Consider the following 26289-nt stretch of genomic DNA (forward strand, 5'->3'; position numbering starts at 1 on the left):
TTTTTCTCCGCAACTTTCAGGCGCAAGGGCCCGATTCTCTTTTCTTCCACTGGCCTGTGAAAGAAGAAATCTCTCAAAGTAAACAGCAAGACCTTCCAGACAGGAACGTCTTTAGTATTTTCTCCCGCACCCTGCGGGTGAGGGCATCAAGCCGCACGTTCCCAGCCACACCCGTCACGAATACTTCTTCGTCCGTCGTGTCGGTGCCGTATTTGCCGGATCGTCCGGCCAGACATGTTTGGGATACCGCCCCTTCATCTCTTTTTGCACGTCACGGTAGCTCCCCGCCCAGAATGCCCCCAGGTCGCGGGTAATCTGTAACGGGCGATGGGCTGGCGACAACAGCTCCAGCACCAGAGAGACGCGCCCTTGCGCCACAGAAGGCGTGGTGGCCTCTCCAAACATTTCCTGCATACGTACCGCCAGCGCCGGAGGATTATCCTCGTGATAACGAATGGCAATCCGGCTTCCGGTCGGCACAGTGTAATGCCCTGGCAGTTCACTATCCAGACGTTGACGTAATGACCAGTCCAGTAAATTCTGTAACGCGACCTTAACATCAAGCGCTTTTAGCGCACGCAGCGAGTGTACACCCTGCATTTGCGGCAGCAGCCAGCGTTCCAGCGAGGCCAGCAATGTCTCATCATCGACCGCGGGCCAGTCATACTCTGGTAGCCAGCGCGCGGCACAGTGAAGACGAATACGGTACTGTTCCGCCTCTGGCGTCCAGTTCAACACCCCTAACCCTTTGTCCCGGATGCCGTTCAGCATGGCCAGATGCAGCACCTCTTCCGACGGTTTTGCCAGCGGCGTGGTGCCGAGGATCAATTTACCTGTCTGGCTGCGACGAAACGCCTTCAGCGTGCCCTGAGCCTCATCCCATTCCACGGTATCGGATTGCTGGACCAACTGCGGACAGGCACGCGTCAGGGCATCAATATCCACCGCGATAGCCTGTAAAATACGCGCGTCCGGGGAGTGGCTACCCTGTAACAGTAACGGCGCAATCAGCCATTCGTGACGCGTCATGGCGTCATCGCTGTCCAGCATCGCACCCATGCCATTGGCCAGTTGATATCGCCCGTCCAGACCGCGACGACGCGCGATCCTGTCGGGAAACGCCTGCGCTAACAGAGGCGCGATAGCCGCGCTGTCTGGCGACCCGGCTTTGCCGTTAAGTCGCCGGCAAAGCTGCTGTGCCCGCTGCTGCCAGTTCCCCTGATTGCGGGAAAAGGCCTGCGCCAGATCGCTGCTGCCACCGCGTGGTGGCTCCTCAAGAATAGCCGCCAGTTTCGCCGCCGTAGCAATTTCATCCTCCCCCTGCGCGGCCACCAGCATCGCCGCCAGGCGAGGGTCATTGCCCAGCGCGGCCATTTTTTGCCCGCGGGATGACAATCGCTCACCATCAAGCGCCCCCAGGCGGTTCAGTAAGGCCCGGGCAGCAGCAAGGTTCGCGGCGGGTGGAGGATTAAGCCAGGTCAGCTGTGCCGGATCCGGGCATCCCCACTGCAAAAGATCCATCACCAGCCCCGCCAGATCGCTGTGTAAAATTTCCGGCGTGCTTTGCTGTGCAGCGCGCTCAGCCTGCTCTGCGCTGGTCAAATGCAGGCAGATACCGGGCTCAAGACGTCCCGCACGGCCTGCACGCTGGACCATCGACGCCTGGCTTATGCGCTGCGTCAGCAGTTTAGTCAGCCCGGTGCGCGCGTCAAAGCTCGCCACCCTCTCCTGCGCACTGTCCACCACCAGGCGAATGCCTTCAATGGTTAAACTGGTTTCGGCAATATTGGTTGCCAGCACCACTTTACGCTGCCCCGCGGGCGCGGGCAGGATTGCTTTACGCTGATCCGCCAGTGACAGCGCGCCGTAGAGCGGGCAAAGCAGCACGTCACTTCCCACCCGGGAAGCCAGTTGGTCCTGCACGCGCTGGATCTCGCCTACGCCTGGCAAAAACAGCAGTAGCGATCCCGATTCCTGGCGGAGCAATTCGGCGGTTGCGATGGCTACCGCGTCGTCAAAACGCTGATGGGCAGGCAATGGTTGATAGCGACGCTCAACGGGAAATGCTCTGCCTTCGGAGGCGATAACCGGCGCGTCGGGCAACGTCTGCTGCAGTCGCTCGTTATCCAGCGTAGCGGACATGATAAGCAACCGGAGGTCGTCGCGTAGCCCTTGCTGAACATCAAGTAACAGCGCCAGTGCCAGATCTGCCTGCAGGCTACGCTCGTGGAATTCATCCAGAATCACCAGCCCGACGCCGTTTAACTCCGGATCGTTTTGCAGCATGCGGGTCAGGATCCCTTCGGTCACCACCTCAAGGCGCGTGGACGGGCCAACACAGGTTTCGGCGCGCATACGGTAACCCACCGTCTCGCCCGGCTTTTCACCAAGCAGTTCCGCCAGGCGCTGCGCCACGTTCCGTGCGGCCAGCCTGCGCGGCTCCAGCAGGATAATTTTCCCGCGGACAGTGCCCTCTTTGAGGATCTGCAGCGGCAGCCAGGTGGATTTACCTGCGCCCGTCGGGGCGTTAAGTAAAACCTGCGGGGCATGGTGTAAGGCAGCAAGAAGCTCAGGAAGGACGACGGCGACCGGCAATGAGGACACTAACAACTCCAGAGGGTTAACATTAGTCGGCGTACATTGTAGCATCGGCGCATACCATTACCGAGTCCCCTGTATGTCTGAGTCGAAACGGCTGTTTTTTGCCATAGAATTGCCCTCCACGCTGCAGCGAAAAATCGTTCGCTGGCGAGCCAGCCATTTTCCCCAGGACGCAGGCCGTCCGATCGCGGCGGCAAACCTGCACCTCACGCTGGCCTTTCTGGGCGATGTCAGCGCCGAAAAACAGCGCGCGCTGGCAGCAATGGCTGGCCGCATTTCTCAGCCAGCGTTTACGCTGCACCTCGACGACGCGGGCCAGTGGTTGCGCTCACGCGTGGTCTGGCTGGGCACGCGCCAGCCGCCCCGCGGGCTTTTACAGCTTGCGAGTATGTTGCGCGCCCAGGCGGCTCGCAGCGGGTGTTACCAGAGTCCGCAGCCGTTTCATCCGCATATCACCCTGCTACGCGATGCCGGTCAGGCCGTTGCCATTCCGCCACCCGGCTTTCACTGGGACGTTGAGGTCAATACCTTCGCGCTTTACGAATCGGTCTTTACCCAAGGACGCACCCGTTACACGCCGCTACAGCGCTGGTCGCTGGGCGATACCCTAAGGAATTCTGATGAAGTTTAGTCCTGCCCTGCAGCACGCCACGCTGGTTCAACGCTACAAACGCTTTCTCGCTGACGTGATCACCCCCGAAGGTGAACAGCTCACGCTGCACTGCCCGAACACCGGTGCCATGACCGGCTGTGCTACGCCGGGTGACACGGTCTGGTATTCCACTTCAGAAAATACTAAACGCAAATATGCCCATACCTGGGAAATGACCGAGACGCAAAACGGGGCATTTATTTGCGTGAATACCCTGCGCGCCAATCAATTAGTTAAGGAAGCATTGACCCTTGGCACCCTGCCCGAACTGGTGGGATATGGTACGCATAAAAGTGAAGTTAAATATGGCGATGAAAGCAGCAGAATTGACTTCATGTTACAGGCGGAAGACCGGCCCGAGTGCTATATTGAAGTAAAATCAGTGACGTTAGCGGAACAGGAAAACGGCTACTTCCCGGATGCGGTCACGCTACGGGGGCAGAAGCATCTGCGGGAGCTGATGAGTGTTGCGGCGGCGGGCAAACGCGCCGTATTGCTGTTTGCGGTTTTACATTCAGCCATTGAACGATTTTCTCCAGCCCGCCATATTGATCTCAAATACGCGCAATTGTTGAATGAGGCACAAAAGCAGGGGGTGGAGGTTTTGGCTTATAAAGCGGAACTTTCTGCCGATAATATGACTCTGAGATCCTCTCTTCCCATTGTCTTATAAGGGATTAGACGATTGACTATTAAGTGTTCTGGCCGCGTGCGCAAATACGCTTTTCCTCACAGGCTTGTCAAGTGTTACGTTTAGATAATTGCCATACGGAAAAGCATCTGCTATTTATAGCGACCTGATTTTTCCCCCAACACGGGGATCGATAGTGCGTGTTAAGGAGAAGCAACATGCAAGAAGGGCAAAACCGTAAAACATCGTCCCTGAGTATTCTCGCCATCGCTGGGGTGGAGCCGTATCAAGAGAAGCCGGGCGAAGAGTATATGAACGAAGCCCAGCTGTCGCACTTCAAGCGTATTCTTGAAGCATGGCGTAATCAACTCAGGGATGAAGTCGATCGCACCGTTACTCATATGCAGGATGAAGCTGCTAACTTCCCGGACCCGGTAGACCGTGCCGCTCAGGAAGAAGAGTTCAGCCTCGAACTGCGTAACCGTGACCGCGAACGCAAACTGATCAAAAAGATCGAAAAAACGCTGAAAAAAGTCGAAGACGAAGATTTTGGCTACTGCGAATCCTGCGGTGTTGAAATCGGAATTCGTCGCCTGGAAGCGCGTCCAACCGCCGATCTGTGCATCGACTGTAAAACGCTGGCAGAAATCCGCGAAAAACAGATGGCCGGTTAATACCAGCGCTGTTTACACACTCTAAAGGCGGGAGTTTCTCCCGCCTTGTTACTGTTGATATGTCTGAATCACACTATATTGGGCGCTTCGCGCCATCCCCTTCTGGTGAATTACACTTCGGCTCATTAATTGCCGCCCTCGGCAGCTACCTGCAGGCTCGCGCCCGTCACGGTAAATGGCTGGTCCGCATTGAAGATATTGATCCTCCGCGTGAAGTTCCCGGTGCAGCAGATACCATTCTGCGTCAGCTGGAACATTACGGTCTTCACTGGGACGGCGACGTCCTCTGGCAGTCAAGGCGACATGATGCCTACCGGGAACGCCTGGCGTGGCTCCACGCACAAGGGCTCTCCTACTACTGCACCTGCACCCGCGCGCGTATTCAGAGCGTGGATGGCGTCTATGACGGCCACTGCCGCACGCGCAATAACGGCCCAGAACTGGCTGCCGTGCGCATAAAACAGCAGGCCCCGGTGACGCACTTTACTGATTTACTCTCCGGCGAAATCCATGCGGATGAACGTCTTGCACGCGAAGATTTTATTATCCACCGCCGTGACGGCCTGTTCGCCTATAACCTGGCGGTAGTGGTTGATGACCATTTCCAGGGCGTGACGGAAATTGTGCGCGGGGCTGACCTGGTTGAACCTACCGTGCGACAAATATCGCTCTATCACCAGTTTGGCTGGAACGCGCCGGATTACATTCATCTGCCGCTGGCGGTCAATGAACAGGGCTTTAAACTGTCAAAACAAAATCATGCGCCCGCCCTGCCAGACGGCGATCCGCGCCCTGTTTTGATCGACGCGCTGCGATTTCTCAACCAGAATGTAACCAACGAATGGCAGGATTTGCGAATTGACGAACTGCTGAAAATGGCGATCGCCAACTGGACGCTGACGACCGTGCCAAAAATCCAGCATTCTCAAATGCGTTGCGCTGAGCTATGATTAGCCGCTTTTTTCATAACAAAACACACTACGAGGTGTACTATTTTTACCCGAGTCGCTAATTTTTGCCGTAAAGTGCTAAGCCGCGAAGAGAGCATGGCGAACGACGCTATTGCGCAAAACCGCATGTCGGTTATTCCACGTGAGCAGCACAATATTTCCCGCAAAGATATCAGTGAAAATGCCCTCAAGGTGCTCTATCGTCTGAATAAAGCAGGCTACGAGGCCTATCTCGTTGGCGGTGGGGTGCGTGATTTACTGCTGGGCAAAAAACCAAAAGATTTCGACGTGACGACCAGCGCCACGCCAGAGCAGGTGCGCAAATTATTCCGTAACTGCCGCCTTGTTGGCCGTCGTTTTCGTCTTGCTCACGTCATGTTTGGGCCGGAAATTATTGAAGTGGCGACCTTCCGCGGTCACCACGAAGCGGGCGAATCCGATCGCACCACCTCCCAGCGCGGCCAGAACGGCATGCTGCTGCGGGACAATATCTTCGGTTCTATCGAAGAAGATGCCCAGCGTCGCGATTTCACGATCAACAGCCTTTACTACAGCGTGGCAGATTTCACCGTCCGTGATTACGTCGGCGGCATGCAGGACCTGAAAGAGGGTCTGATTCGCCTGATCGGCACGCCGGAAACGCGTTATCGTGAAGACCCGGTGCGTATGCTGCGCGCCGTACGTTTCGCCGCCAAACTGTCAATGCGCATCAGCCCGGAAACCGCAGAGCCGATACCGCGTCTGGCGACGCTGATTAACGACGTGCCGCCAGCCCGTCTGTTTGAAGAGGCGCTGAAGCTGCTGCAGGCCGGTTACGGCTACGAAACCTACAAGCTGCTACGCGAATACAGCCTTTTCCAGCCCCTGTTCCCGACCATTACGCGCTGCTTTACCGAAAACGGTGACAGCCCAATGGAACGCATGATTGCGCAGGTGCTGAAGAATACCGATACCCGCATTCACAACGATATGCGTGTGAACCCGGCGTTCCTGTTTGCCGCGATGTTCTGGTATCCGCTGCTGGAAGCAGCGCAGAGAATTGCGCAGGAAAGCGGTCTGGCCTACTACGATGCGTTTGCGCTGGCCGCAAATGACGTGCTGGATGAAGCCTGCCGCACGCTCGCCATTCCAAAACGTATTACGACGCTGGTGCGTGATATCTGGCAGCTTCAGCTGCGCATGTCTCGTCGTCAGGGTAAACGCGCCTGGAAGCTGATGGAGCATCCTAAATTCCGCGCTGCGTTCGATTTACTGTCGCTGCGTGCTGAAATTGAACGGAACCAGGAACTGCAGCGTCTGGCGCAGTGGTGGGGAGAATTCCAGGTTTCCGCACCGCCAGAGCAGAAAGATATGCTCGTCGACCTCGATGACGAACCGACGCCGCGTCGTCGCCACCGTCGTCCGCGCAAACGTGCGCCGCGCCGTGAAGGTACGGCATGACCCTGGCGTACATTGCCATCGGCAGCAATCTGGCCTCTCCGCTGGAGCAGGTTAATGCTGCCGTTCAGGCGCTGGGTGAAATCCCACAAAGCCGTATTGTGGCGGTCTCTTCTTTCTACCGGACACCGCCGCTGGGGCCACAGGATCAGCCTGATTACCTGAACGCCGCCGTGGTGCTGGACACTGCGCTGGATGCCGACACGCTGCTGGATAATACTCAGCGAATCGAACTGCAGCAGGGCCGCGTACGCAAAGCCGAACGCTGGGGGCCGCGCACCCTCGATCTCGACATTATGCTGTTTGGCCATGAGGTGATTAACACCCCCCGTCTCACCGTTCCGCACTACGACATGAAAAATCGCGGCTTTATGCTCTGGCCGCTGTTCGATGTTGCCCCTGACCTCACCTTCCCTGATGGCCTCTCACTGAAGGCAGTGCTGGATAGCCTCGACGCAGAAAAACCTGCCCGCTGGTGATCCGCGTTTTTACCGGTTAACCCTCACTGAATTGTGGTTAATCGGTTGCCTAAAATCATTGTTCCCTCAAATGTTACTGTTAGAATGCGCAAAGATTCGCTTTTGGGCTATCAGGAAACAGTATGAAACCAACCACCATCTCCTTACTGCAGAAATGCAAACAGGAAAAGAGACGCTTCGCCACCATTACTGCGTATGACTACAGCTTCGCTAAGCTTTTTGCCGAAGAGGGTATCACTGTCATGCTGGTCGGAGATTCGTTAGGGATGACGGTACAAGGCCATGATTCCACCCTGCCGGTGACGGTCGAAGATATTGCCTACCATACCCGTGCCGTGCGCCGCGGAGCACCTGCCTGTCTGCTGCTTTCCGATCTGCCTTTTATGGCCTACGCGACGCCAGAGCAGGCGTTCGACAATGCAGCAACCGTCATGCGTGCCGGGGCCAATATGGTCAAAATCGAAGGCGGAGCCTGGCTTGCAGAGACCGTGAAAATGCTCACCGAACGTGCCGTGCCGGTCTGCGGTCATCTGGGTCTGACGCCGCAATCCGTCAATATTTTTGGCGGCTATAAGGTGCAGGGCCGCGGTGACGCGGCACAGACACTGTTTGAGGATGCCCTGGCGCTGGAAGCCGCTGGCGCACAGCTGCTGGTGCTGGAGTGTGTGCCGGTTGAACTGGCAAAACGCATCACCGAAGCGCTGTCGATTCCGGTGATTGGTATTGGCGCAGGCAACGTTACCGACGGTCAGATTTTAGTGATGCACGACGCCTTTGGTATTACCGGCGGTCATATCCCTAAATTCGCCAAAAATTTCCTGGCAGAAGCAGGCGACATGCGTGCTGCTGTGCGGCAGTATATTGCCGACGTTGAATCCGGTGTTTACCCGGGTGAAGAACACAGTTTCCATTAAGGAGTCTTGTTGTGCTAATCATTGAAACCCTGCCGCTGCTTCGCCAGCATATCCGTCGTGCACGTCAGGAAGGTAAACGTATCGCACTGGTTCCCACGATGGGTAACCTGCATGACGGCCATATGAAGCTTGTCGATGAAGCCAGAGCGCGTGCAGATATCGTGGTGGTCAGTATCTTCGTGAACCCCATGCAATTTGACCGTGCCGACGACCTGGCGCGCTATCCGCGCACCCTGCAGGAAGATTGCGAAAAACTCAAAAAACGCCACGCGGACATTGTCTTCTCTCCGGCACCTGCAGACGTCTACCCGCAGGGGACCGAGGACGTGACCTACGTGGACGTGCCGGGCATTTCAACCATGCTGGAAGGCGCCAGCCGTCCGGGCCATTTCCGCGGCGTTTCAACCATCGTCAGCAAGCTGTTTAACCTGGTGCAGCCCGACGTTGCCTGCTTCGGTGAGAAGGACTTCCAGCAGCTGGCGTTGATCCGTAAGATGGTCGCCGACATGGGTTATGATATTGAGATCGTGGGCGTGCCGATTGTGCGTGCCAAAGACGGTCTGGCGCTCAGTTCCCGTAACGGGTACCTTACCGCGGATGAGCGTAAAATCGCGCCGGGATTGAGCAAGGTCATGAATACCATGGCGGAACAGCTTGTGGCTAAAGAGCTGAGTGCAGAAGAGATCGTTGCCCTCGCCGAACAGGCGCTGAACGACAAAGGCTTCCGCGCTGACGATATCCAAATCCGTGATGCCGATACGCTGCTTGAGCTGACCGATACCAGCAAGCGCGCGGTGCTTCTGGTGGCTGCATGGCTCGGTCAGGCACGCCTTATCGACAATAAAGTGGTTGAGCTGGCATAACTCTCTACCTCCCCTCGTTCGCGGGGGGTTAACGCATGATGATTAAAGGTAAACGTAATGATTCGCAAAATGCTGCAAGGTAAGCTTCACCGTGTGAAAGTCACTCAGGCCGACCTGCACTATGAAGGCTCCTGCGCCATTGATCAGGATTTTCTTGATGCAGCGGGCATCCTTGAAAACGAAGCCATTGATATCTGGAACGTGAATAACGGTAAGCGCTTCTCTACCTATGCGATCGCGGCGGAACGCGGCTCCAGAATTATCTCCGTGAATGGCGCTGCCGCTCACTGTGCCGACGTCGGTGATATCGTTATCATCGCCAGCTTCGTGATGATGTCTGACGAAGAAGCCCGTCGCTGGCAGCCAAAAGTGGCGTACTTCGAAGGCGACAACGAAATGAAACGCACCGCGAAAGCCATTCCGGTCCAGGTTGCCTGATATCCTGAAGGCTGTGAACCGTTCACAGCCTTCTCTCACCTCATCCCTGCGGCTGATTACTGATAAGCCGCGACATCGTCTCCAGCGAATCCGTCCTTAGAATATACAGTCGCTTAAGCAGGAACGGATTGTCCCCGGGCTTCACTTTGCCTTTTACCGTTGTCACCGCCAGGTGGAACCCTGCGTCATTCGCTGCTTTTACCGCTTTGTCATCATAGGCGCCAAACGGATAAGAGAGATAGAGCACGTGCGGGTTAAATTGCGCCAGCGCCCGGCGTGAACGCGCGAAATCGAACAAAATCACGTGATGGCTACGGCTCAGTAAGATCGGGTGTTTATTGCCGTCCACCCGATGCAAGAAGTGGGTATGAGACTGGATATCAAACACATCCTGGATCTGCTCAAGCTCAGAGACACTCATAAACTGCAGGTATTTCGGCGCCCACTTCTGCGGATGACGTTTTATACGCGACGAGATGATAAACGCCGTCGCCTTGAATCCATACGCTTTGAGGACGGGATACGCATAGCGGCTCACCGACTTCAGCCCGTCATCAAAGGTGATCACCACAGACTTCGCCGGCAGGTTCATTTTGTTACGCACATACCCTTCAAGCTGAGCCATCGTCAGCGTGGTATAGCCCTGATCGCGAAGCCAGGTCATCTGGTTGCTGAACGCACGCACGCTGGTGGTCGTGGAGGTATGCCGGAAACGGGTGTTCTCCTCATCACGCAGGATATGGTGATAGGTCAGGACCGGGATGCCGTTATCTTCCTGCGCATCCAGGCTGCTGATCCACGCCAGACGATTGCCGATGCGGATCTGATACCAGGTCTGGTTCAGACGGTCTTTAAGTTTATTCAGAATGGGGTAGCGAAGGTTAGCACTCATCGTGCCGAATGGGGCGCTTCCGCTGCTGGGAGCGTTAAAGACAGGCGTGTCTTTCCAGGTTATCAGGTTCTGGTTACTCAGCGGTTTATTCAAATCGCCAAGGCTGTCTTCCACGCGCTGTTTGCCCTGCACGTCTTCCAGGTGCTCTTTATCAATAAAGCCCGTGCCGAAGCCAAAACGAAACTCGTAGTAATCAGCGGATGTGGGGACAACGGCCAGGATTTGCCCGGCACGGATATTGCCGACATTGACCACATTGTTACCTACTTGCGCCCAGATAGCCGCATCTTCGGTGGTTTGCATATATCGGGCGGGAAGCCCTTGCTGAGCGATCAGGCTGGCAGATGCGCCGCCGGAAACCAGCAGCAACAGAAGGAACACAACGCGCATGAACATGGAATATTAATCGACACGGAAAATCAGCCACCATTGTAACAAAAGCAGCATCAATACCAATGTTTAATTCTTATACAAATCATGGAGCAAGACAAAGGGAGGATTTTTTTGCTGCTGATGCCACAGGCTGCTGACGCCGGCCACTTTTTTGTCGACGATTGCATGACGGAATTCAGCGCTGCTTAAGGTTTCCCGGAAGGGATACATGGATTCCAGCAGCAAAGAGTTAATGCCTGATATCACTTCACAGTTGTCGTGCTTGTGGCTCAACAATGCCGCAGAGCGATAAGGTGCCGCGCCGGATTTATCGGTCAGGAAGATGACGCCGTCACCGGTGTCGGTTTCATGCAGGGCATCGCACATCATTCGGCTGAGCATGTTGGTGCTCAATCCGCGCCAGTAGTTAACCGCACGGCATTGCGCCAGCGGACCAAATCTGGCCTCCAGTTTATCCAGCATATCCTGCGCCTGTTCATCATGGCAGGCGATCACCCATCCCAGCATCACTCTCTCCTTAGCAGGCAAGTAGTTTAGCGGAGTGAAGGTTAGCGTACGGTGATAACAATCAAAGAAAAGCGCCCGGCAAACAGAATGTCGCCGGGCGGGAGATTAGCTGCGCAGACCGCGTCCACGCTGAATCAGAGACCAGCACAGCAGGTAGAAGGCGATAATAAACACCACCAGCACCGCAACCGTGGTAATCAGTGGCACATCCGTAATGCCGAGGAAACCAAAGCGGAAGCCGCTGATCATATAAACAATCGGGTTCAGGTGTGACAGCGCCTGCCAGAACGGCGGCAGCAGCGTCAGGGAGTAGAACACCCCGCCAAGATAGGTCAGTGGCGTCAGCACAAAGGTCGGGATCAGGCTGATATCATCAAACGTTTTAGCAAACACCGCGTTCAGCAGACCGGCCAGCGAGAACAAGATTGCCGTCAACAGTAACGTGAGCGCCACGAACAGCCATGAATGCACCTGGAACGGCACAAAGAACAGGGAGATCGCCGTCACCAGAATCCCCACGCAGAGACCGCGCGCCACGCCGCCGCCCACATAACCCGCAATGATCACATGCGTTGGTACCGGCGCGACCAGCAGCTCTTCAATGTTACGCTGGAACTTGGCGCTAAAGAATGATGATGCCACGTTAGCATAGGCGTTGGTGATCACTGCCATCATGATCAGGCCCGGCACAATAAACTGCATATAGGTAAAGCCGTGCATTTCACCAATGCGGGAACCGATGAGGTTACCGAAGATGATGAAGTAGAGCGTCATGGTGATCACCGGCGGTACCAGGGTTTGCACCCAGATACGCATAAAGCGGTTAATCTCTTTCGCCCAGATGCTTTTCAGCGCGACCCAGTAAAGATGCGTCATGCCTTGTCTCCTTGTTTATCCTGCACCAGAGAGACAAACAGCTCTTCCAGTCGGTTCGCTTTGTTACGCATACTTAATACCTGAACACCCTGCGCGCTCAGCTGTGAGAACACGCTGTTGATGCCCTGCTCGCGCAGCACTTCCACTTCCAGCGTTGAGGTATCCACCAGACGATAGTTATAGCCTTCCAGCGTCGGCAGCGGGCTTTTCGCCGCCAGGTCGAGAATGAAGGTTTCGGATTTTAGCTTGGCGAGCAGGCTCTTCATTGAGGTGTTTTCCACCAGCTCACCGTTCTGAATGATGCCGATATTGCGACACAGCATCTCCGCCTCTTCGAGGTAGTGCGTGGTCAAAATAATGGTCGTGCCTTTGTCGTTGAGGTCCTTCAGGAAGCCCCACATTGAACGACGCAGTTCGATATCCACGCCCGCGGTGGGCTCATCAAGGATCAGCAGCTTTGGCTCATGCATCAGCGCACGGGCAATCATCAGACGGCGCTTCATCCCGCCAGACAACATGCGCGCACGTTCATTGCGTTTTTCCCACAGATCGAGCTGTTTGAGGTACTTTTCGCTGCGCTCCACCGCTTCTTTGCGCTCAACACCGTAGTAACCCGCCTGATTAACCACGATTTGCTGCACTGTCTCGAACGGGTTGAAGTTGAACTCCTGCGGTACCAGTCCGAGCTGGCGCTTGGCATTCACCACATCTTTTTGCAGGTCGTAACCAAACACGCTCACCCGGCCGGACGTTTTGTTGACCAGCGAACTGATAATGCCAATGGTGGTAGATTTCCCCGCCCCATTCGGCCCCAGAAGCGCGTAGAAATCCCCCGCTTCCACTTTGAGATCTATCCCACGCAGCGCCTGAACGCCGCCTGGATAGGTTTTTTTGAGCTGCTCAAGCTCCAGTGCAATCGCCATGAATTAAACTTACCTTAGGTTCTGACACACGTTGTGTGGTTTCATTAAAAGTCGAGTTACCCTATATTAGCGCAACGCAATCACTCGGTTACAGGTCGCTAACCTCCATGAACGACATAGATACACTCATCAGCAACAATGCACTATGGTCAAAAATGCTGGTGGAGGAAGACCCCGGATTTTTTGGAAAGCTCGCGCAGGCGCAAAACCCACGCTTTCTCTGGATTGGATGTTCCGACAGCCGCGTTCCGGCAGAGCGCCTGACAGGCCTCGAGCCTGGCGAACTGTTTGTGCACCGTAATGTTGCCAACCTGGTGATCCATACCGACCTCAACTGCCTTTCGGTTGTTCAGTACGCCGTTGACGTTCTGGAGGTCGAGCACATCATTATTTGTGGCCACTATGGCTGCGGCGGTGTGCAGGCCGCGATTGAAAATACCGAACTCGGGTTAATCGATAACTGGCTGCTGCATATCCGCGATATCTGGTTCAAACATAGCTCACTGTTGGGTGAAATGCCGCAGGAGCGTCGTCTCGATACCCTTTGCGAGCTGAACGTGATGGAGCAGGTTTATAACCTTGGCCATTCCACCATCATGCAATCGGCGTGGAAACGCGGGCAAAAAGTCTCGATCCACGGCTGGGCGTACGGTATTCACGATGGTCTGCTTCGTAACCTGGAAGTGACCGCCACCAACCGTGAAACGCTGGAGCAGCGCTATCGTTCCGGGATAGCTAACCTGAAGCTTAAGCACGTCAACCATAAATAGCTGCCTGTAAGCGGTTCAGATAAAAACAAAACGGCAACCCGGGTTGCCGTTTTTACTGTGTGTCCCCTCGTCAGAGGGCAACAGGCCGCACGTCACAAACCTTACTCGTCGAGCAGGATCACTTTACCCACATACGGCAGATGACGGTAACGCTGCGCGTAGTCAATGCCATAGCCCACGACGAACTCGTCAGGGATAGAGAAGCCGACAAACTCTACCGGCACCTGCACTTCACGGCGGCTGGGTTTATCCAGCAGGGTGCAGATCGCCAGGGATTTTGGCTCACGCAGGCTCAGGATCTCGCGCACTTTAGAGAGCGTGTTGCCGGAGTCGATGATGTCCTCAACGATCAACACATCTTTGCCACGAATATCTTCATCCAGATCTTTCAGGATTTTCACATCACGGGTTGTGGACATGCCGCTGCCGTAGCTGGAGGCGGTCATAAAATCGACCTCATGGGACACCTGCACTTCACGGCACAGGTCTGCCATGAACATGAAAGAGCCACGTAAAAGACCGACCAGCACCATTTCGCTGCCGCTGTCCTTGTAATGTTCGGTGATTTGACGACCCAGTTCGGCGATACGCGCTTTGATCTCGGCTTCCGGGATCATCACTTCAACAGTATGTTTCATATTACTAACCATATGATTTTAATGAAAATCTCTCAATGCGGATGAATGTTACTCCGGCATCGATACGCAAGCCAGCCATTATATCAGTAAATGGATACACCTGGCGCATGAGTTATAAAAAGCAAATATTGTGATTCCGATCACACTTGTTAATACCTATAATTAGTTGCTAGCAAATAATTAACAAAACTGACGAGTACACTTTCTATGGCTGAAATAAAAACTCAACAGCCACGTCTACTGGTGACATTAACAGCGCTATTCGCCGCCTTTTGCGGCCTGTATCTGTTAATCGGTGGCGTCTGGCTGGCCGCAATTGGCGGCTCCTGGTACTACCCTATTGCGGGTCTGGTTATGCTTGGCGTAACCGTCCTGTTGTGGCGTAGAAAACAATCCGCGCTATGGCTTTATGCTGCTTTACTCCTCGCAACCATGATCTGGGGCGTCTGGGAAGTCGGTTTCGACTTCTGGGCACTGACGCCGCGCAGTGACATCCTGGTCTTCTTTGGTATCTGGCTGATCCTGCCGTTCGTGTGGCGTCGCCTGATTATTCCTTCAAGCGGTGCCGTTGCGGCGCTGGTGGTTGCCCTGCTGATCAGCGGCGGTATTCTCACCTGGGCCGGTTTTAACGACCCGCAGGAGATTAACGGTACGCTGAATGCCGAATCCACCCCAGCTGCGGCTATCTCGCAGGTCGCGGATGGCGACTGGCCAGCTTATGGCCGTAATCAGGAAGGTCAGCGCTACTCCCCGCTCAAGCAGATCAACGCGGACAACGTTAAGAACCTGAAGGAAGCCTGGGTATTCCGTACCGGCGACCTGAAGATGCCAAACGATCCGGGTGAACTGACCAACGAAGTGACGCCGATTAAAGTCGGTAACATGCTTTATCTGTGCACCGCGCACCAGCGTCTGTTCGCGCTTGATGCGGCCACCGGTAAAGAGAAATGGCACTTCGATCCACAGCTGAACTCCAACCCGTCGTTCCAGCACATCACCTGCCGTGGCGTCTCTTACCACGAAGCGCGTGCTGATAATGCGAGCCCTGAAGTCATTGCCGACTGTCCTCGCCGCATCATGCTGCCGGTAAACGATGGCCGCCTGTTCGCGATCAATGCCGAAACCGGTAAGCTGTGTGAGACCTTTGCCAACAAAGGTATCCTGAATCTGCAGACCAACATGCCGGACACCACGCCGGGTCTGTATGAGCCAACCTCACCGCCGATCATCACCGATAAAACTATCGTGATTGCCGGCTCGGTAACCGATAACTTCTCCACCCGCGAAACCTCTGGCGTTATCCGTGGTTTTGACGTGAACACCGGTAAACTGCTGTGGGCCTTCGACCCGGGCGCGAAAGATCCAAATTCGATCCCATCGGACGAACACACCTTTACCTTTAACTCACCTAACTCCTGGGCACCGGCGGCGTATGACGCGAAGCTGGACCTGGTCTACCTGCCGATGGGCGTCACCACGCCAGATATCTGGGGGGGTAACCGTACGCCTGAGCAAGAGCGTTATGCCAGCTCTATCGTGGCGCTGAACGCGACCACCGGTAAACTGGCCTGGAGCTACCAGACTGTTCACCACGACCTGTGGGATATGGACATGCCGTCCCAGCCGACGCTGGCTGACATTACCGTTAACGGCAAAACCGTTCCGGTGATTTATGCACCCGCGAAAACGGGCAACATCTTTGTGCTGGATCGCAGCAACGGTAAGCTGGTTGTCCCGGCACCCGAAAAACCCGTTCCGCAGGGCGCTGCTAAAGGCGACTATGTCACCAAAACACAGCCGTTCTCTGACCTGAGCTTCCGTCCGAAGAAAGATCTCAGCGGTGCAGACATGTGGGGTGCCACAATGTTTGACCAGCTGGTGTGCCGCGTGATGTTCCATCAGCTGCGCTATGAAGGTATCTTCACGCCACCTTCTGAGCAGGGCACGCTGGTCTTCCCGGGTAACCTGGGCATGTTCGAATGGGGTGGGATCTCCGTTGACCCTAACCGTCAGGTGGCGATTGCCAACCCGATGGCCCTGCCGTTTGTTTCTAAGCTCATTCCACGCGGTCCAGGCAACCCAATGGAGCAGCCTAAAGATGCTAAAGGCAGCGGTACTGAAGCGGGTATTCAGCCGCAGTATGGCGTGCCATACGGTGTCACGCTGAACCCGTTCCTGTCGCCGTTTGGTCTGCCGTGTAAACAGCCTGCCTGGGGTTATATCTCCGGCCTGGATCTGAAAACTAACCAGATCGTCTGGAAAAAACGTATTGGTACGCCTCAGGACAGCATGCCGTTCCCGATGCCGGTTCCTGTCCCGTTCAATATGGGTATGCCAATGCTGGGTGGTCCAATTTCTACCGCCGGTAACGTGCTGTTCATCGCGGCAACCGCCGATAACTACCTGCGCGCGTACAACATGACCAACGGTGAAAAACTGTGGCAAGGCCGTCTGCCAGCAGGTGGACAGGCAACGCCGATGACCTATGAAGTGAATGGCAAGCAGTACGTTGTCATCTCTGCGGGTGGTCATGGTTCGTTTGGTACGAAGATGGGCGACTACATTGTGGCTTATGCTTTACCCGACGACGCTAAATAATTAACACCGCCAACGGTAAAAAAAACGGCAACTTCGGTTGCCGTTTTTATTGTTTATCCCCTCTGGACCGGGGTCTGGGCATCAGGCCACACGATATTAAACCGTGAACCCCAGCATCATGCCCGTATCTTCATGCTCCAGCAGATGGCAGTGCGCCATATAGGCAAACGCCTTCGGTGCCTCGTGGTCAAATTTCACCAGCACCTCACTGACGCCACCTTCAACCCTGACGGTGTCTTTCCATCCCGCGCGATGCGCCTGTGGCGCGTTACCGTTTTCAGAAAGGATGCGGAACTGGGTGCCGTGAATATGGAATGGGTGCAGCATCATGTCGCCTTCGCCTGAAATCACCCAGCGTTCAAACTGCCCTTTTGTGGCAGCAAACATTGGCGTGTTCATGTCGAACGCTTTGCCGTTGATCATATTGGCATTGTGGAAATCGAAATCATGGCCACCGTGCCCCATGCCGCCCATTTTACCGTGGTCCATATTCATATGGCCCATCATCTCTCCGTGGTGCATACCCGCCATCGCCTGATTGCCATATTTCGCCATCAGTGCCTGCATGCCCATCATGTCGAGCATCGGGTTCATGGACAGTTGCAGCTTGCGCTGGGTCAGGCCCTCGAGAGAAGGTAGCGCCGGGAGCGTGGTCAGGGTATCCGGCAGCATGCCCGAGGCCGTGACCTGCAGCGGCTGGATCTGCAGCACCGGGTGCGGCTTATCAAAGGGTGCAACCGCCATTCCCATCTGACTGACCGGTAGCGTGACCAGGTCAAACGGTTTGCCGTCGCTGATATCCACCAGCACCTCAAAACGCTCCCCCATCAGCATCGGTAGCGTATCCACCTTCACCGGTTCAGGCAGCAGCCCCCCGTCGCTTGCGACCACGTACAGAGGGCGTTTATCGCTGGTGGCGAAATTCAGTGAGCGGGCGTTACAGCCGTTGAGCAGGCGTAAGCGCAGCCAGCCTTTCGGTGCCGCATGCTGCGGGTAAATGGCACCGTTGGTCAGCAGGGTGTCGCCAAACCAGCCTACCGCCGCGCTCATGACGTCCAGCTGGTAATCAATTTGCCCGTCAGCGGTGAATTTTTTGTCCTGCACAATGACCGGCACATCGTCGATGCCCCACTGTTTGGGCAGGCGCAGCAAACGGCTTTCGTCATCTTCAATCAGCACCAGTCCCGCCAGCCCCATCGCCACCTGATGGCCCGTTTTGCCATGCTGATGGGGGTGGAACCAGCAGGTCGCGGCGCGCTGGTCCGGGGTAAAGGTCACGCTTCGCTTACCGCCCGGTTTTATGATGCCCTGCGGCCCCCCATCCACCTCGCCCGGCACTTCCAGTCCGTGCCAGTGCAACGTGGTCTCCTCAGCCAGCGTGTTATGGATATCCACCGTCACCGCTTTCCCTTTACGTAACTGAAGTGCCGGGCCGAGAAGATTGCCGTTATAACCCCACGTTGTCGCACTGTGTGCGCCAAAGGTCGTTTTACCGGACTGGACAATAAGCTGGATGCGGCTTCGGGCATCCGCGGTGAGTAAATCAGGGATCGGTAAGGCAGGTCTGTCGGCCGCAAAAGCCGCGCGGCTCCACAGCGGTAAAGCGCTGGCTACGCCAAGCGCAACGGAATATTTTAAAAAATCACGGCGTTGCATGTTCATTTCCTTATTTCCAGCAGGCGATCTTTTGAGCATAAACCCTCCCCTTACCGGAAGGTCAAGTGAAGCGGTAATAATAAAGATCGTCGGCCTGGCATCAAGTATGCTAACGTTAATTTTCCGTGATGCAGTGGTAGAAGCAATGAAGACGTTTTTCAGAACAATTTTGTTCGGTAGCCTGATGGCGATGTGTGCGAACAGTTACGCGCTGAGTGAAAATGAAGCGGAAGATATGGCCGATCTGACGGCAGTTTTTGTCTTTCTGAAAAACGATTGTGGTTACCAGAATTTGCCCAACGGGCAGATTCGTCGCGCACTGGTCTTTTTTGCCCAGCAAAACCAATGGGATCTCAGCAACTACGATAGCTTCGACATGAAGGCGCTCGGCGAAGACAGCTACCGCGATTTAAGCGGTATTGGTATCCCTACCGCCAAAAAATGCAAAGCGCTGGCTCGCGATTCACTCAGCCTGCTCGCCTACGTGAAATAACCTTCCCGACGCCCCCTTGTTGAGCCTATAGCCGTGCAACCACGGTTATAGTTAGCTATCATGTTTCGCTCATTTTTTGTGAGCGTAACGGATGTTAACAAAGGAGGAGTCCGCGTATGGCCGACCACACGTTGTGGCATGAAACACTGCATGACCAGTTTGGTCAGTACTTTGCCGTTGATAACGTGCTCTATCATGAGAAAACCGATCACCAGGATCTGATCATCTTCGAGAATGCCGCCTTTGGCCGCGTGATGGCGCTGGATGGTGTCGTGCAAACGACCGAGCGCGACGAGTTTATCTATCATGAGATGATGACCCACGTTCCGCTGCTGGCACACGGGCATGCGAAGCATGTTCTGATTATCGGTGGTGGTGATGGCGCAATGCTGCGTGAAGTCTCCCGCCATCAATCCATCGAAACCATTACGATGGTGGAAATTGATGCCGGCGTGGTCTCTTTCTGTCGTCAGTACCTGCCGAACCATAACGCCGGTAGCTATGACGATCCGCGCTTCAGTCTGGTCATTGATGATGGGGTTAACTTCGTTAATCAGACGACCCAGACCTTCGACGTTATTATCTCCGACTGTACCGACCCGATCGGTCCCGGCGCATCGCTGTTTACCTCCGATTTCTACGAAGGCTGCAAGCGCTGCCTGAAGCCGGGCGGGATTTTCGTGGCACAAAACGGCGTCTGCTTCCTGCAGCAGGATGAAGCCCTCGACAGCCACCGCAAACTGAGCACCTATTTTGGCGATGTCAGCTTCTATCAGGCCGCTATTCCGACGTACTACGGCGGGATCATGACCTTTGCCTGGGCGACAGATAACGACGTACTGCGCCATCTTTCCACCGAAATTATTCAGGCCCGCTTCCACCAGGCCGGTCTTACGTGCCGTTACTACAATCCGGCAGTTCATACCGCAGCGTTTGCCTTACCGCAGTACCTGCAAGACGCATTATCCACTAAGGGGGTGAGCTAATTGAAAAAGCTTAAACTGCATGGCTTTAACAACCTGACCAAAAGCCTGAGTTTTTGTATTTACGATATCTGCTATGCCAAAACAGCGGAAGAACGCGATGGTTACATCGCCTATATCGATGAACTCTACAATGCCAACCGCCTGACCGAGATCCTGTCAGAAACCTGTTCGATTATCGGCGCGAATATCCTGAATATCGCCCGTCAGGATTATGAACCTCAGGGTGCCAGCGTCACGATTCTGGTCAGCGAAGAGCCGGTCGACCCTCAACTTATCGATAAAACAGAACATCCGGGCCCGCTGCCGGAAGTGGTCGTCGCCCATCTCGATAAAAGCCACATCTGCGTGCACACCTACCCGGAAAGCCATCCTGAAGGCGGGCTGTGTACCTTCCGTGCCGATATCGAAGTGTCGACCTGCGGCGTGATCTCCCCGCTGAACGCGCTGAACTATTTAATCCACCAGCTGGAATCCGATATCGTGACGATTGATTATCGCGTGCGAGGCTTTACCCGTGACATTAACGGCATGAAGCACTTTATCGATCACGAGATCAATTCCATTCAGAACTTTATGTCCGACGACATGAAGTCGCTGTATGACATGATGGATGTGAACGTGTATCAGGAAAATATCTTCCATACCAAGATGTTACTTAAGGAGTTCGACCTTAAGCACTACATGTTCCATACCCGACCAGAAGATTTAAGCGAAGAAGAGCGCAAGGCCATTACTGACCTGCTCTGGAAAGAGATGCGCGAAATCTACTACGGCCGCAATATTCCGACCGTGTAAGCCGCGCTGGGAGCAAGGACGCTCCGGTGTGCTATTTCTGTTTCATGAACGCCCGGTACGCCGTCACGACTTGTAAAAAGTCTTCTACGCCGCACAGCGACAGACTCTCTTCATCGTAGTAGCTCATCCCCTCTTCCATCTCATCACCGGAGAATTCAAGCTGGTTGGCACGCACCATCACCTCTTCGCCATCCATCCACAGCGTGTATTCGTGCCCGGCACGTTGCCAGGAGCGTTCACTGCCTTTCACCGTATTTGCCGCCTGTTCAACTTCGTCCAGAAGGGCGAGATTCTCTTTCACCTCTTCGTTGAACCAGTGTCCAACAGCTTCGTGGCCCATCGACATACGCACTTTCACCACTCCGGTGATGTCGCGCAGAAATTCGTAATCCATAGTATTTTCCTCTGCAAAGCCATTACGCTAATTATCGCAGCAGAGAGGAAGAAAAAAAGCGTGGGAGGCAGGAGGAATGAAAATAAAAAGGTGAGAGCAAGACCTTGCGGTCTGATGCCCTCACCCTGTCCCTCTCCACAGGAGAGGGTGCAAACACAAAACCGCCTCCGTGGAGACGGTTTAGCTGTTTATACCGCCGTCTGGAAGATAACCCCGTCAGCCTTCTCGGTGTACTGAGAGAGCTGGTCGAAGTTCAGATAGCGATAGGTATCTACCGCCGTCTTATCCACCTGAGCCACAAAGGTCTGGTACTCTTCCGGCGTTGGCAGTTTACCAATCAGTGCCGCAACCGCCGCCAGCTCCGCAGAGGCCAGGTAGACGTTAGCACCGGTGCCTAAACGGTTCGGGAAGTTACGGGTAGAGGTGGAAACCACCGTCGCACCGTCAGCCACGCGTGCCTGGTTACCCATACACAGGGAACAGCCAGGAATTTCGATACGCGCACCGCTCTTACCGAACACGCTGTAGTAGCCCTCTTCGGTCAGCTGAGCCGCATCCATACGGGTTGGCGGAGCCACCCACAGACGCGTTGGCAGCTGGCCTTTGTGGGTATCCAGCAGCTTACCGGCAGCACGGAAGTGGCCGATGTTGGTCATACAGGATCCGATGAACACTTCGTCGATCTTGTCGCCCTGAACGTCGGAAAGCAGACGCGCGTCGTCCGGATCGTTTGGCGCACACAGGATTGGCTCTTTGATATCCGCCAGATCGATGTCGATCACTGCCGCGTATTCTGCGTCAGCATCGGCTTCCAGCAGCTGTGGATCCGCCAGCCATTTTTCCATGCCCTGGATACGGCGCTCCAGCGTACGACGGTCGCCGTAGCCTTCTGCAATCATCCACTTCAGCAGCACGATGTTAGAGGTCAGATACTCAATAATCGGTTCTTTGTTCAGCTTGATGGTACAGCCAGCAGCAGAACGCTCCGCGGACGCATCGGTCAGTTCGAATGCCTGCTCGACTTTCAGATCCGGCAGACCTTCAATTTCCAGAATACGGCCAGAGAAGATGTTTTTCTTCCCTTTCTTCTCAACGGTCAGCAGACCCTGTTTGATGGCATACAGAGGGATAGCATGCACGAGGTCACGCAGGGTGATACCCGGCTGCATTTTACCCTTGAAGCGCACCAGAACCGATTCTGGCATATCCAGCGGCATCACGCCGGTCGCAGCAGCAAACGCCACCAGCCCCGAGCCCGCCGGGAACGAGATACCGATTGGGAAACGCGTATGGGAATCACCACCGGTACCGACGGTATCAGGCAGCAGCATACGGTTCAGCCAGGAGTGAATAACACCGTCACCCGGACGCAGCGACACACCGCCACGGTTCATGATGAAGTCAGGCAGCGTGTGGTGCGTGGTCACGTCAACCGGCTTCGGATACGCGGCAGTGTGACAGAAGCTCTGCATCACCAGGTCAGAAGAGAAGCCCAGGCACGCCAGGTCTTTCAGTTCATCACGGGTCATTGGGCCAGTGGTGTCCTGAGACCCCACGGAGGTCATCTTCGGTTCGCAGTACGCGCCAGGACGGACACCGGCGACGCCGCAGGCGCGACCCACCATTTTCTGCGCCAGGGAGTAACCACGATTGCTTTCCGCCACATCTTTCGCATGACGGAACACGTCGCTGTGCGGCAGACCCAGCGCTTCACGCGCTTTGGTCGTCAGGCCACGACCGATGATCAGCGGAATGCGGCCACCGGCACGCACTTCGTCAATCAGCACGTCGGTTTTCAGCTCAAAACTCGCCAGCAGTTCGTTGGTTTCGTGGTTGCGCACTTCACCTTTGAACGGGTAAACGTCAATCACGTCGCCCATATTCAGGTTAGAGACATCCACTTCGATCGGCAGTGCGCCCGCATCTTCCATGGTGTTGAAGAAGATTGGCGCAATTTTGCCGCCCAGCACCAGGCCGCCGCCACGTTTGTTAGGCACATGAGGGATGTCATCGCCCATGAACCACAGTACGGAGTTGGTCGCGGACTTACGGGACGAACCGGTACCCACTACGTCACCGACGTATGCCAGCGGGAAACCTTTTTCCTGCAGAGCTTCGATCTGTTTGATCGGGCCAACGCTGCCCGGCTGATCCGGCTCAATACCTTCACGGGCATTTTTCAGCATCGCCAGCGCGTGCAGAGGAATATCAGGACGAGACCACGCATCCGGAGCCGGAGAGAGGTCATCGGTGTTAGTTTCACCGGTCACTTTGAAGACGGTAACGGTGATTTTTTCAGCCAGTGCAGGACGGTTCAGGAACCATTCGGCATCGGCCCAGGATTGCATAACCTGTTTCGCGTAGGCGTTGCCGGCTTTGGCTTTTTCTTCCACATCGTAGAAGTTATCGAACATCAGCAGCGTTGAGGAGAGCGCTTTGGCGGCAATCGGTGCCAGCGTGTCGTTATCCAGTGCGTCAATCAGCGGATGAATGTTGTAGCCACCCTGCATGGTACCGAGCAGTTCAATAGCTTTTTCAGGAGTAACCAGTGGGGAGGTTGCTTCGCCTTTGGCGACGGCGGCAAGGAATCCGGCTTTTACGTAGGCAGCTTCATCTACGCCAGGCGGTACACGGTTGATCAACAGATCTAACAGGAATTCTTCTTCGCCCTTAGGCGGGTTCTTCAGCAGCTCGACGAGCGCGGCCATTTGGGTTGCATCTAAAGGTTTGGGTACAATTCCCTCGGCGGCACGTTCTGCTACGTGCTTACGGTATTCTTCTAGCACGACGGTTCTCCTCGCTCTCATTGTCATATGCGGCGGGCGTTCTCTTCACGCTCCTGTGAGACAGCAGTTTGTAGGGTAAATGCCCGATACCGCGTCGGGCAGCATAGCAGGATTTCTGCACAGTGTTAATCCGTTTACAAAAAAGCAACATTAAAAAATTTGCTGAATCGTTAAGCATGGTGTAGCGGGCAGGTGCAACGAATTCTGACTGCAAAAAACCGTGAGTGCGACCTTCTGAATATTCCGGCGGCATTTCAGCCATCCGATATAATTGTGTAATAAATACTCACACTCTTTATCCGGACGTACCGGATGATTCCCCACAAAAGTCAAAACAGTAAAAGACGGGTGATTGATACTCACGCCAACCGTAACGCCTCACGGCACAGCGCTTGTCTCGTTGGAGTCATTTTATGAAGTTGCCCTTTAAGCCACAACTGCTTGTCCTTCTTTGCAGTGCCGGGCTGTTTGCCGCCTCAGGCGTCATGTTCGTTAAAAGCCGCGCAACGGAGCCTGTGGCTCCTGCCCCCGTCGCACAACAACCGGCTGCGCCGCCTGCCGCTCAGCCAGCACCGGTCGTCGCGCCAGCCTACACGCCCGCGCAAATTGATCAGTGGGTCGCCCCCATCGCGCTCTACCCGGATGCCCTGCTATCGCAAATTTTGATGGCTTCGACTTATCCAGCCAACGTCATCCAGGCAGCACAGTGGTCAAAAGACAACCCTAAACTGCAGGGCGATGCCGCCATTCAGGCCGTAGCGAATCAACCCTGGGATCCGAGCGTGAAATCACTGGTGGCGTTTCCTCAGCTGATGTCCCTGATGGGCGAAAATCCACCCTGGGTGCAGAGCCTGGGCGACGCGTTTCTCGCACAGCCGAAAGATGTGATGGATTCCGTGCAACGTCTGCGTTTGCTGGCGCAGCAAACCGGTGCATTGCAATCAACACCGCAGCAAACGGTCACCACCGAGACAAAACCGGCCCCGGCGAAAACGGCCACCGGCCAGACAACAAGCACCGCCACGACGTCATCCCCGACGGTCATTAAAATTGAGTCCGCCGACCCGCAGGTGGTTTACGTGCCCACCTACAACCCGAATACCGTGTATGGCACCTGGCCGAACACCGCTTATCCGCCCGTCTATTTACCGCCCTCTCCGGGAGAGCAGTTTACGGACAGCCTGGTCAAAGGCTTAGGGTTCAGCCTGGGTGTGGCGACCACCTACGCTATTTTCAGCAACATCGACTGGGATGATGACGATGACTGGGATCACCACCATGATGACGACTGGGATCATCACGGCGGCTATAACCGCAACGGTGATAACAACATCAATATCAACGTTGAGAACTTTAATAAAATCAGTGGCCAGCGCCTGACAGACGCCAACCGCACCTGGCAGCATAACCCGGCCTATCGTGAAGGAGTGCCCTATCCCACCAACACGCTCAACAATCGCTTCCACTCAACGAACACGGCAACGGGGCTAAGCGCGACGCAGCAAAAACCGGTCAACCGGGACAGCCAACGGCAGGCTGCGCTGAGCCAGATGGAGAAATCGACGGGAAAAACCTTCCCGCAAACCGCGCGTCCGGGCACCAAAGATGCACAGCGTCAGGCGTCAACCGCCCAGCTGAAGCAAATTTCCCAGCGCAACAACTACCGGGGCTACGACACCAAACCGCAAACGGCACAGCGGACAGCCGCTAAGACGCGAGACAGCCGCCCGACCACCCCCCAAAGGCAAGAGAAACGGGTTTCGCAGACTGCGCGGAGTAGCCAGCCGCGCGCCAATGCGCTCAGCGGTAACGACAGTCGTTCTGCCAACTGGCAAGCCCAGCAGCAGCGAGGTGCCCAGAGCCGGCAACAGGCTGCCCGCCATCAGCAACCGCGCCAGACGTCTACCGGGCGTGCTGAACACCGTGAATTCCGTCACCGTTAA

General features: G+C 55.3%; 24 protein-coding genes. 15 read left to right on the forward strand and 9 right to left on the reverse strand.

Annotated elements, in window-relative coordinates; translation table 11 throughout:
- Positions 1 to 174: 174 nt before the first annotated feature.
- Positions 175 to 2604, reverse strand: coding sequence for an ATP-dependent helicase HrpB (hrpB, locus tag L466_RS02820; RefSeq protein WP_032681642.1), 2430 nt, complete (start codon positions 2602 to 2604; stop codon positions 175 to 177).
- A 73-nt stretch (positions 2605 to 2677) separates the two neighbouring features.
- Here hrpB and thpR point away from each other — a divergent pair, with 73 nt between their 5' ends.
- The 9 genes from thpR (at position 2678) to panD (ending at position 9639) form a co-directional block, all read left to right on the forward strand.
- Entirely contained in the window at positions 2678 to 3232 is a 555-nt protein-coding gene (gene thpR, locus L466_RS02815) for an RNA 2',3'-cyclic phosphodiesterase (protein WP_014168680.1), read from the forward strand.
- A complete protein-coding gene (gene sfsA / locus L466_RS02810) occupies positions 3222 to 3926 on the forward strand; it encodes a DNA/RNA nuclease SfsA (protein WP_014168679.1) in 705 nt (234 codons plus the stop codon). The genes thpR and sfsA overlap by 11 nt, the downstream gene beginning before the upstream one ends.
- A 176-nt stretch (positions 3927 to 4102) precedes the next feature.
- Positions 4103 to 4558 (forward strand): RNA polymerase-binding protein DksA, encoded by a 456-nt coding sequence (dksA, locus tag L466_RS02805; protein WP_001155232.1) that lies wholly within the window; start codon positions 4103 to 4105, stop codon positions 4556 to 4558.
- A gap of 59 nt (positions 4559 to 4617) precedes the next feature.
- A complete protein-coding gene (gluQRS, locus tag L466_RS02800) occupies positions 4618 to 5508 on the forward strand; it encodes a tRNA glutamyl-Q(34) synthetase GluQRS (RefSeq protein WP_032681644.1) in 891 nt (296 codons plus the stop codon).
- A 42-nt stretch (positions 5509 to 5550) separates the two neighbouring features.
- Positions 5551 to 6948, forward strand: coding sequence for a polynucleotide adenylyltransferase PcnB (gene pcnB / locus L466_RS02795; RefSeq protein ID WP_071842211.1), 1398 nt, complete (start codon positions 5551 to 5553; stop codon positions 6946 to 6948).
- Positions 6945 to 7424, forward strand: a complete 480-nt coding sequence (folK, locus tag L466_RS02790; protein ID WP_032679634.1) for a 2-amino-4-hydroxy-6-hydroxymethyldihydropteridine diphosphokinase — start codon at positions 6945 to 6947, stop codon at positions 7422 to 7424. Before pcnB ends, folK begins: the two co-directional genes overlap by 4 nt.
- Positions 7425 to 7546: 122 nt before the next feature.
- Entirely contained in the window at positions 7547 to 8338 is a 792-nt protein-coding gene (gene panB, locus L466_RS02785; protein ID WP_020882599.1) for a 3-methyl-2-oxobutanoate hydroxymethyltransferase, read from the forward strand.
- An 11-nt stretch (positions 8339 to 8349) separates the two neighbouring features.
- Positions 8350 to 9201 (forward strand): pantoate--beta-alanine ligase, encoded by an 852-nt coding sequence (gene panC, locus L466_RS02780; RefSeq protein ID WP_032681645.1) that lies wholly within the window; start codon positions 8350 to 8352, stop codon positions 9199 to 9201.
- A gap of 57 nt (positions 9202 to 9258) precedes the next feature.
- Complete coding sequence (panD, locus tag L466_RS02775; protein ID WP_014168672.1) at positions 9259 to 9639, forward strand: aspartate 1-decarboxylase; 381 nt, start codon at positions 9259 to 9261, stop codon at positions 9637 to 9639.
- Positions 9640 to 9679: 40 nt separating this feature from the next.
- Here the strand turns inward: panD and L466_RS02770 are convergent, their stop codons facing one another.
- The 4 genes from L466_RS02770 to L466_RS02755 form a co-directional block, all read right to left on the reverse strand.
- Positions 9680 to 10927 carry a polysaccharide deacetylase family protein gene (locus tag L466_RS02770; RefSeq protein WP_014168671.1) on the reverse strand — a complete coding sequence of 416 codons (1248 nt, stop codon included), beginning with the start codon at positions 10925 to 10927 and terminating at the stop codon, positions 9680 to 9682.
- Positions 10928 to 10990: 63 nt separating this feature from the next.
- Complete coding sequence (locus L466_RS02765) at positions 10991 to 11431, reverse strand: PTS sugar transporter subunit IIA (protein ID WP_020882597.1); 441 nt, start codon at positions 11429 to 11431, stop codon at positions 10991 to 10993.
- A gap of 105 nt (positions 11432 to 11536) precedes the next feature.
- The gene (locus L466_RS02760; RefSeq protein WP_014168669.1) at positions 11537 to 12307 is read right to left on the reverse strand and encodes an ABC transporter permease; all 771 of its coding nucleotides are present in this window, start codon (positions 12305 to 12307) and stop codon (positions 11537 to 11539) included.
- Entirely contained in the window at positions 12304 to 13230 is a 927-nt protein-coding gene (locus L466_RS02755) for an ABC transporter ATP-binding protein (RefSeq protein WP_014168668.1), read from the reverse strand. The genes L466_RS02760 and L466_RS02755 overlap by 4 nt, the downstream gene beginning before the upstream one ends.
- 107 nt (positions 13231 to 13337) lie before the next feature.
- Here L466_RS02755 and can point away from each other — a divergent pair, with 107 nt between their 5' ends.
- The gene (gene can, locus L466_RS02750; RefSeq protein WP_020882596.1) at positions 13338 to 14000 is read left to right on the forward strand and encodes a carbonate dehydratase; all 663 of its coding nucleotides are present in this window, start codon (positions 13338 to 13340) and stop codon (positions 13998 to 14000) included.
- Between the two features lie 101 nt (positions 14001 to 14101).
- Here the strand turns inward: can and hpt are convergent, their stop codons facing one another.
- Entirely contained in the window at positions 14102 to 14638 is a 537-nt protein-coding gene (hpt, locus tag L466_RS02745; protein ID WP_025205381.1) for a hypoxanthine phosphoribosyltransferase, read from the reverse strand.
- Between the two features lie 207 nt (positions 14639 to 14845).
- On the opposite strand from hpt, the gene L466_RS02740 reads away from it, so the two are divergent.
- Entirely contained in the window at positions 14846 to 17236 is a 2391-nt protein-coding gene (locus L466_RS02740) for a glucose/quinate/shikimate family membrane-bound PQQ-dependent dehydrogenase (protein ID WP_032681647.1), read from the forward strand.
- A gap of 96 nt (positions 17237 to 17332) precedes the next feature.
- Here L466_RS02740 and cueO read toward each other — a convergent pair whose 3' ends face one another.
- Positions 17333 to 18892 (reverse strand): multicopper oxidase CueO, encoded by a 1560-nt coding sequence (gene cueO / locus L466_RS02735; RefSeq protein WP_032681649.1) that lies wholly within the window; start codon positions 18890 to 18892, stop codon positions 17333 to 17335.
- A 145-nt stretch (positions 18893 to 19037) separates the two neighbouring features.
- Between cueO and L466_RS02730 the strand changes: the two genes are divergently transcribed.
- The 3 genes from L466_RS02730 to speD all read left to right on the forward strand — a co-directional run bounded on the left by L466_RS02730 (position 19038) and on the right by speD (position 21166).
- Positions 19038 to 19385 carry a YacC family pilotin-like protein gene (locus tag L466_RS02730; protein ID WP_014882582.1) on the forward strand — a complete coding sequence of 116 codons (348 nt, stop codon included), beginning with the start codon at positions 19038 to 19040 and terminating at the stop codon, positions 19383 to 19385.
- A 116-nt stretch (positions 19386 to 19501) separates the two neighbouring features.
- A complete protein-coding gene (speE, locus tag L466_RS02725) occupies positions 19502 to 20371 on the forward strand; it encodes a polyamine aminopropyltransferase (protein ID WP_014168661.1) in 870 nt (289 codons plus the stop codon).
- Positions 20372 to 21166: an adenosylmethionine decarboxylase gene (speD, locus tag L466_RS02720; RefSeq protein WP_014168660.1), complete on the forward strand. Its 795-nt coding sequence runs from the start codon at positions 20372 to 20374 to the stop codon at positions 21164 to 21166.
- A 31-nt stretch (positions 21167 to 21197) separates the two neighbouring features.
- On the opposite strand, the gene yacL is transcribed toward speD, so the two are convergent.
- Positions 21198 to 21560 (reverse strand): protein YacL, encoded by a 363-nt coding sequence (yacL, locus tag L466_RS02715; protein ID WP_014168659.1) that lies wholly within the window; start codon positions 21558 to 21560, stop codon positions 21198 to 21200.
- A 188-nt stretch (positions 21561 to 21748) separates the two neighbouring features.
- The gene (acnB, locus tag L466_RS02710) at positions 21749 to 24346 is read right to left on the reverse strand and encodes a bifunctional aconitate hydratase 2/2-methylisocitrate dehydratase (protein ID WP_020882592.1); all 2598 of its coding nucleotides are present in this window, start codon (positions 24344 to 24346) and stop codon (positions 21749 to 21751) included.
- Between the two features lie 413 nt (positions 24347 to 24759).
- On the opposite strand from acnB, the gene L466_RS02705 reads away from it, so the two are divergent.
- Complete coding sequence (locus L466_RS02705) at positions 24760 to 26289, forward strand: DUF3300 domain-containing protein (protein WP_032681650.1); 1530 nt, start codon at positions 24760 to 24762, stop codon at positions 26287 to 26289.

Origin of the sequence: Enterobacter sp. BIDMC 30 (assembly GCF_000534355.1) — a bacterium.
GTDB lineage: Bacteria > Pseudomonadota > Gammaproteobacteria > Enterobacterales > Enterobacteriaceae > Enterobacter > Enterobacter ludwigii.

Coding starts and splice junctions, on each gene's coding strand:
- thpR (WP_014168680.1), top strand. CDS start 2,678: ATGTCTGAGTCGAAACGGCTGTTTTTTGCCATAGAATTGCCCTCCACG.
- sfsA (WP_014168679.1), top strand. CDS start 3,222: ATGAAGTTTAGTCCTGCCCTGCAGCACGCCACGCTGGTTCAACGCTAC.
- dksA (WP_001155232.1), top strand. CDS start 4,103: ATGCAAGAAGGGCAAAACCGTAAAACATCGTCCCTGAGTATTCTCGCC.
- gluQRS (WP_032681644.1), top strand. CDS start 4,618: ATGTCTGAATCACACTATATTGGGCGCTTCGCGCCATCCCCTTCTGGT.
- folK (WP_032679634.1), top strand. CDS start 6,945: ATGACCCTGGCGTACATTGCCATCGGCAGCAATCTGGCCTCTCCGCTG.
- panB (WP_020882599.1), top strand. CDS start 7,547: ATGAAACCAACCACCATCTCCTTACTGCAGAAATGCAAACAGGAAAAG.
- panD (WP_014168672.1), top strand. CDS start 9,259: ATGATTCGCAAAATGCTGCAAGGTAAGCTTCACCGTGTGAAAGTCACT.
- L466_RS02770 (WP_014168671.1), bottom strand. CDS start 10,927: ATGTTCATGCGCGTTGTGTTCCTTCTGTTGCTGCTGGTTTCCGGCGGC.
- L466_RS02765 (WP_020882597.1), bottom strand. CDS start 11,431: ATGCTGGGATGGGTGATCGCCTGCCATGATGAACAGGCGCAGGATATG.
- L466_RS02760 (WP_014168669.1), bottom strand. CDS start 12,307: ATGACGCATCTTTACTGGGTCGCGCTGAAAAGCATCTGGGCGAAAGAG.
- L466_RS02755 (WP_014168668.1), bottom strand. CDS start 13,230: ATGGCGATTGCACTGGAGCTTGAGCAGCTCAAAAAAACCTATCCAGGC.
- can (WP_020882596.1), top strand. CDS start 13,338: ATGAACGACATAGATACACTCATCAGCAACAATGCACTATGGTCAAAA.
- hpt (WP_025205381.1), bottom strand. CDS start 14,638: ATGAAACATACTGTTGAAGTGATGATCCCGGAAGCCGAGATCAAAGCG.
- L466_RS02740 (WP_032681647.1), top strand. CDS start 14,846: ATGGCTGAAATAAAAACTCAACAGCCACGTCTACTGGTGACATTAACA.
- cueO (WP_032681649.1), bottom strand. CDS start 18,892: ATGCAACGCCGTGATTTTTTAAAATATTCCGTTGCGCTTGGCGTAGCC.
- L466_RS02730 (WP_014882582.1), top strand. CDS start 19,038: ATGAAGACGTTTTTCAGAACAATTTTGTTCGGTAGCCTGATGGCGATG.
- speE (WP_014168661.1), top strand. CDS start 19,502: ATGGCCGACCACACGTTGTGGCATGAAACACTGCATGACCAGTTTGGT.
- yacL (WP_014168659.1), bottom strand. CDS start 21,560: ATGGATTACGAATTTCTGCGCGACATCACCGGAGTGGTGAAAGTGCGT.
- L466_RS02705 (WP_032681650.1), top strand. CDS start 24,760: ATGAAGTTGCCCTTTAAGCCACAACTGCTTGTCCTTCTTTGCAGTGCC.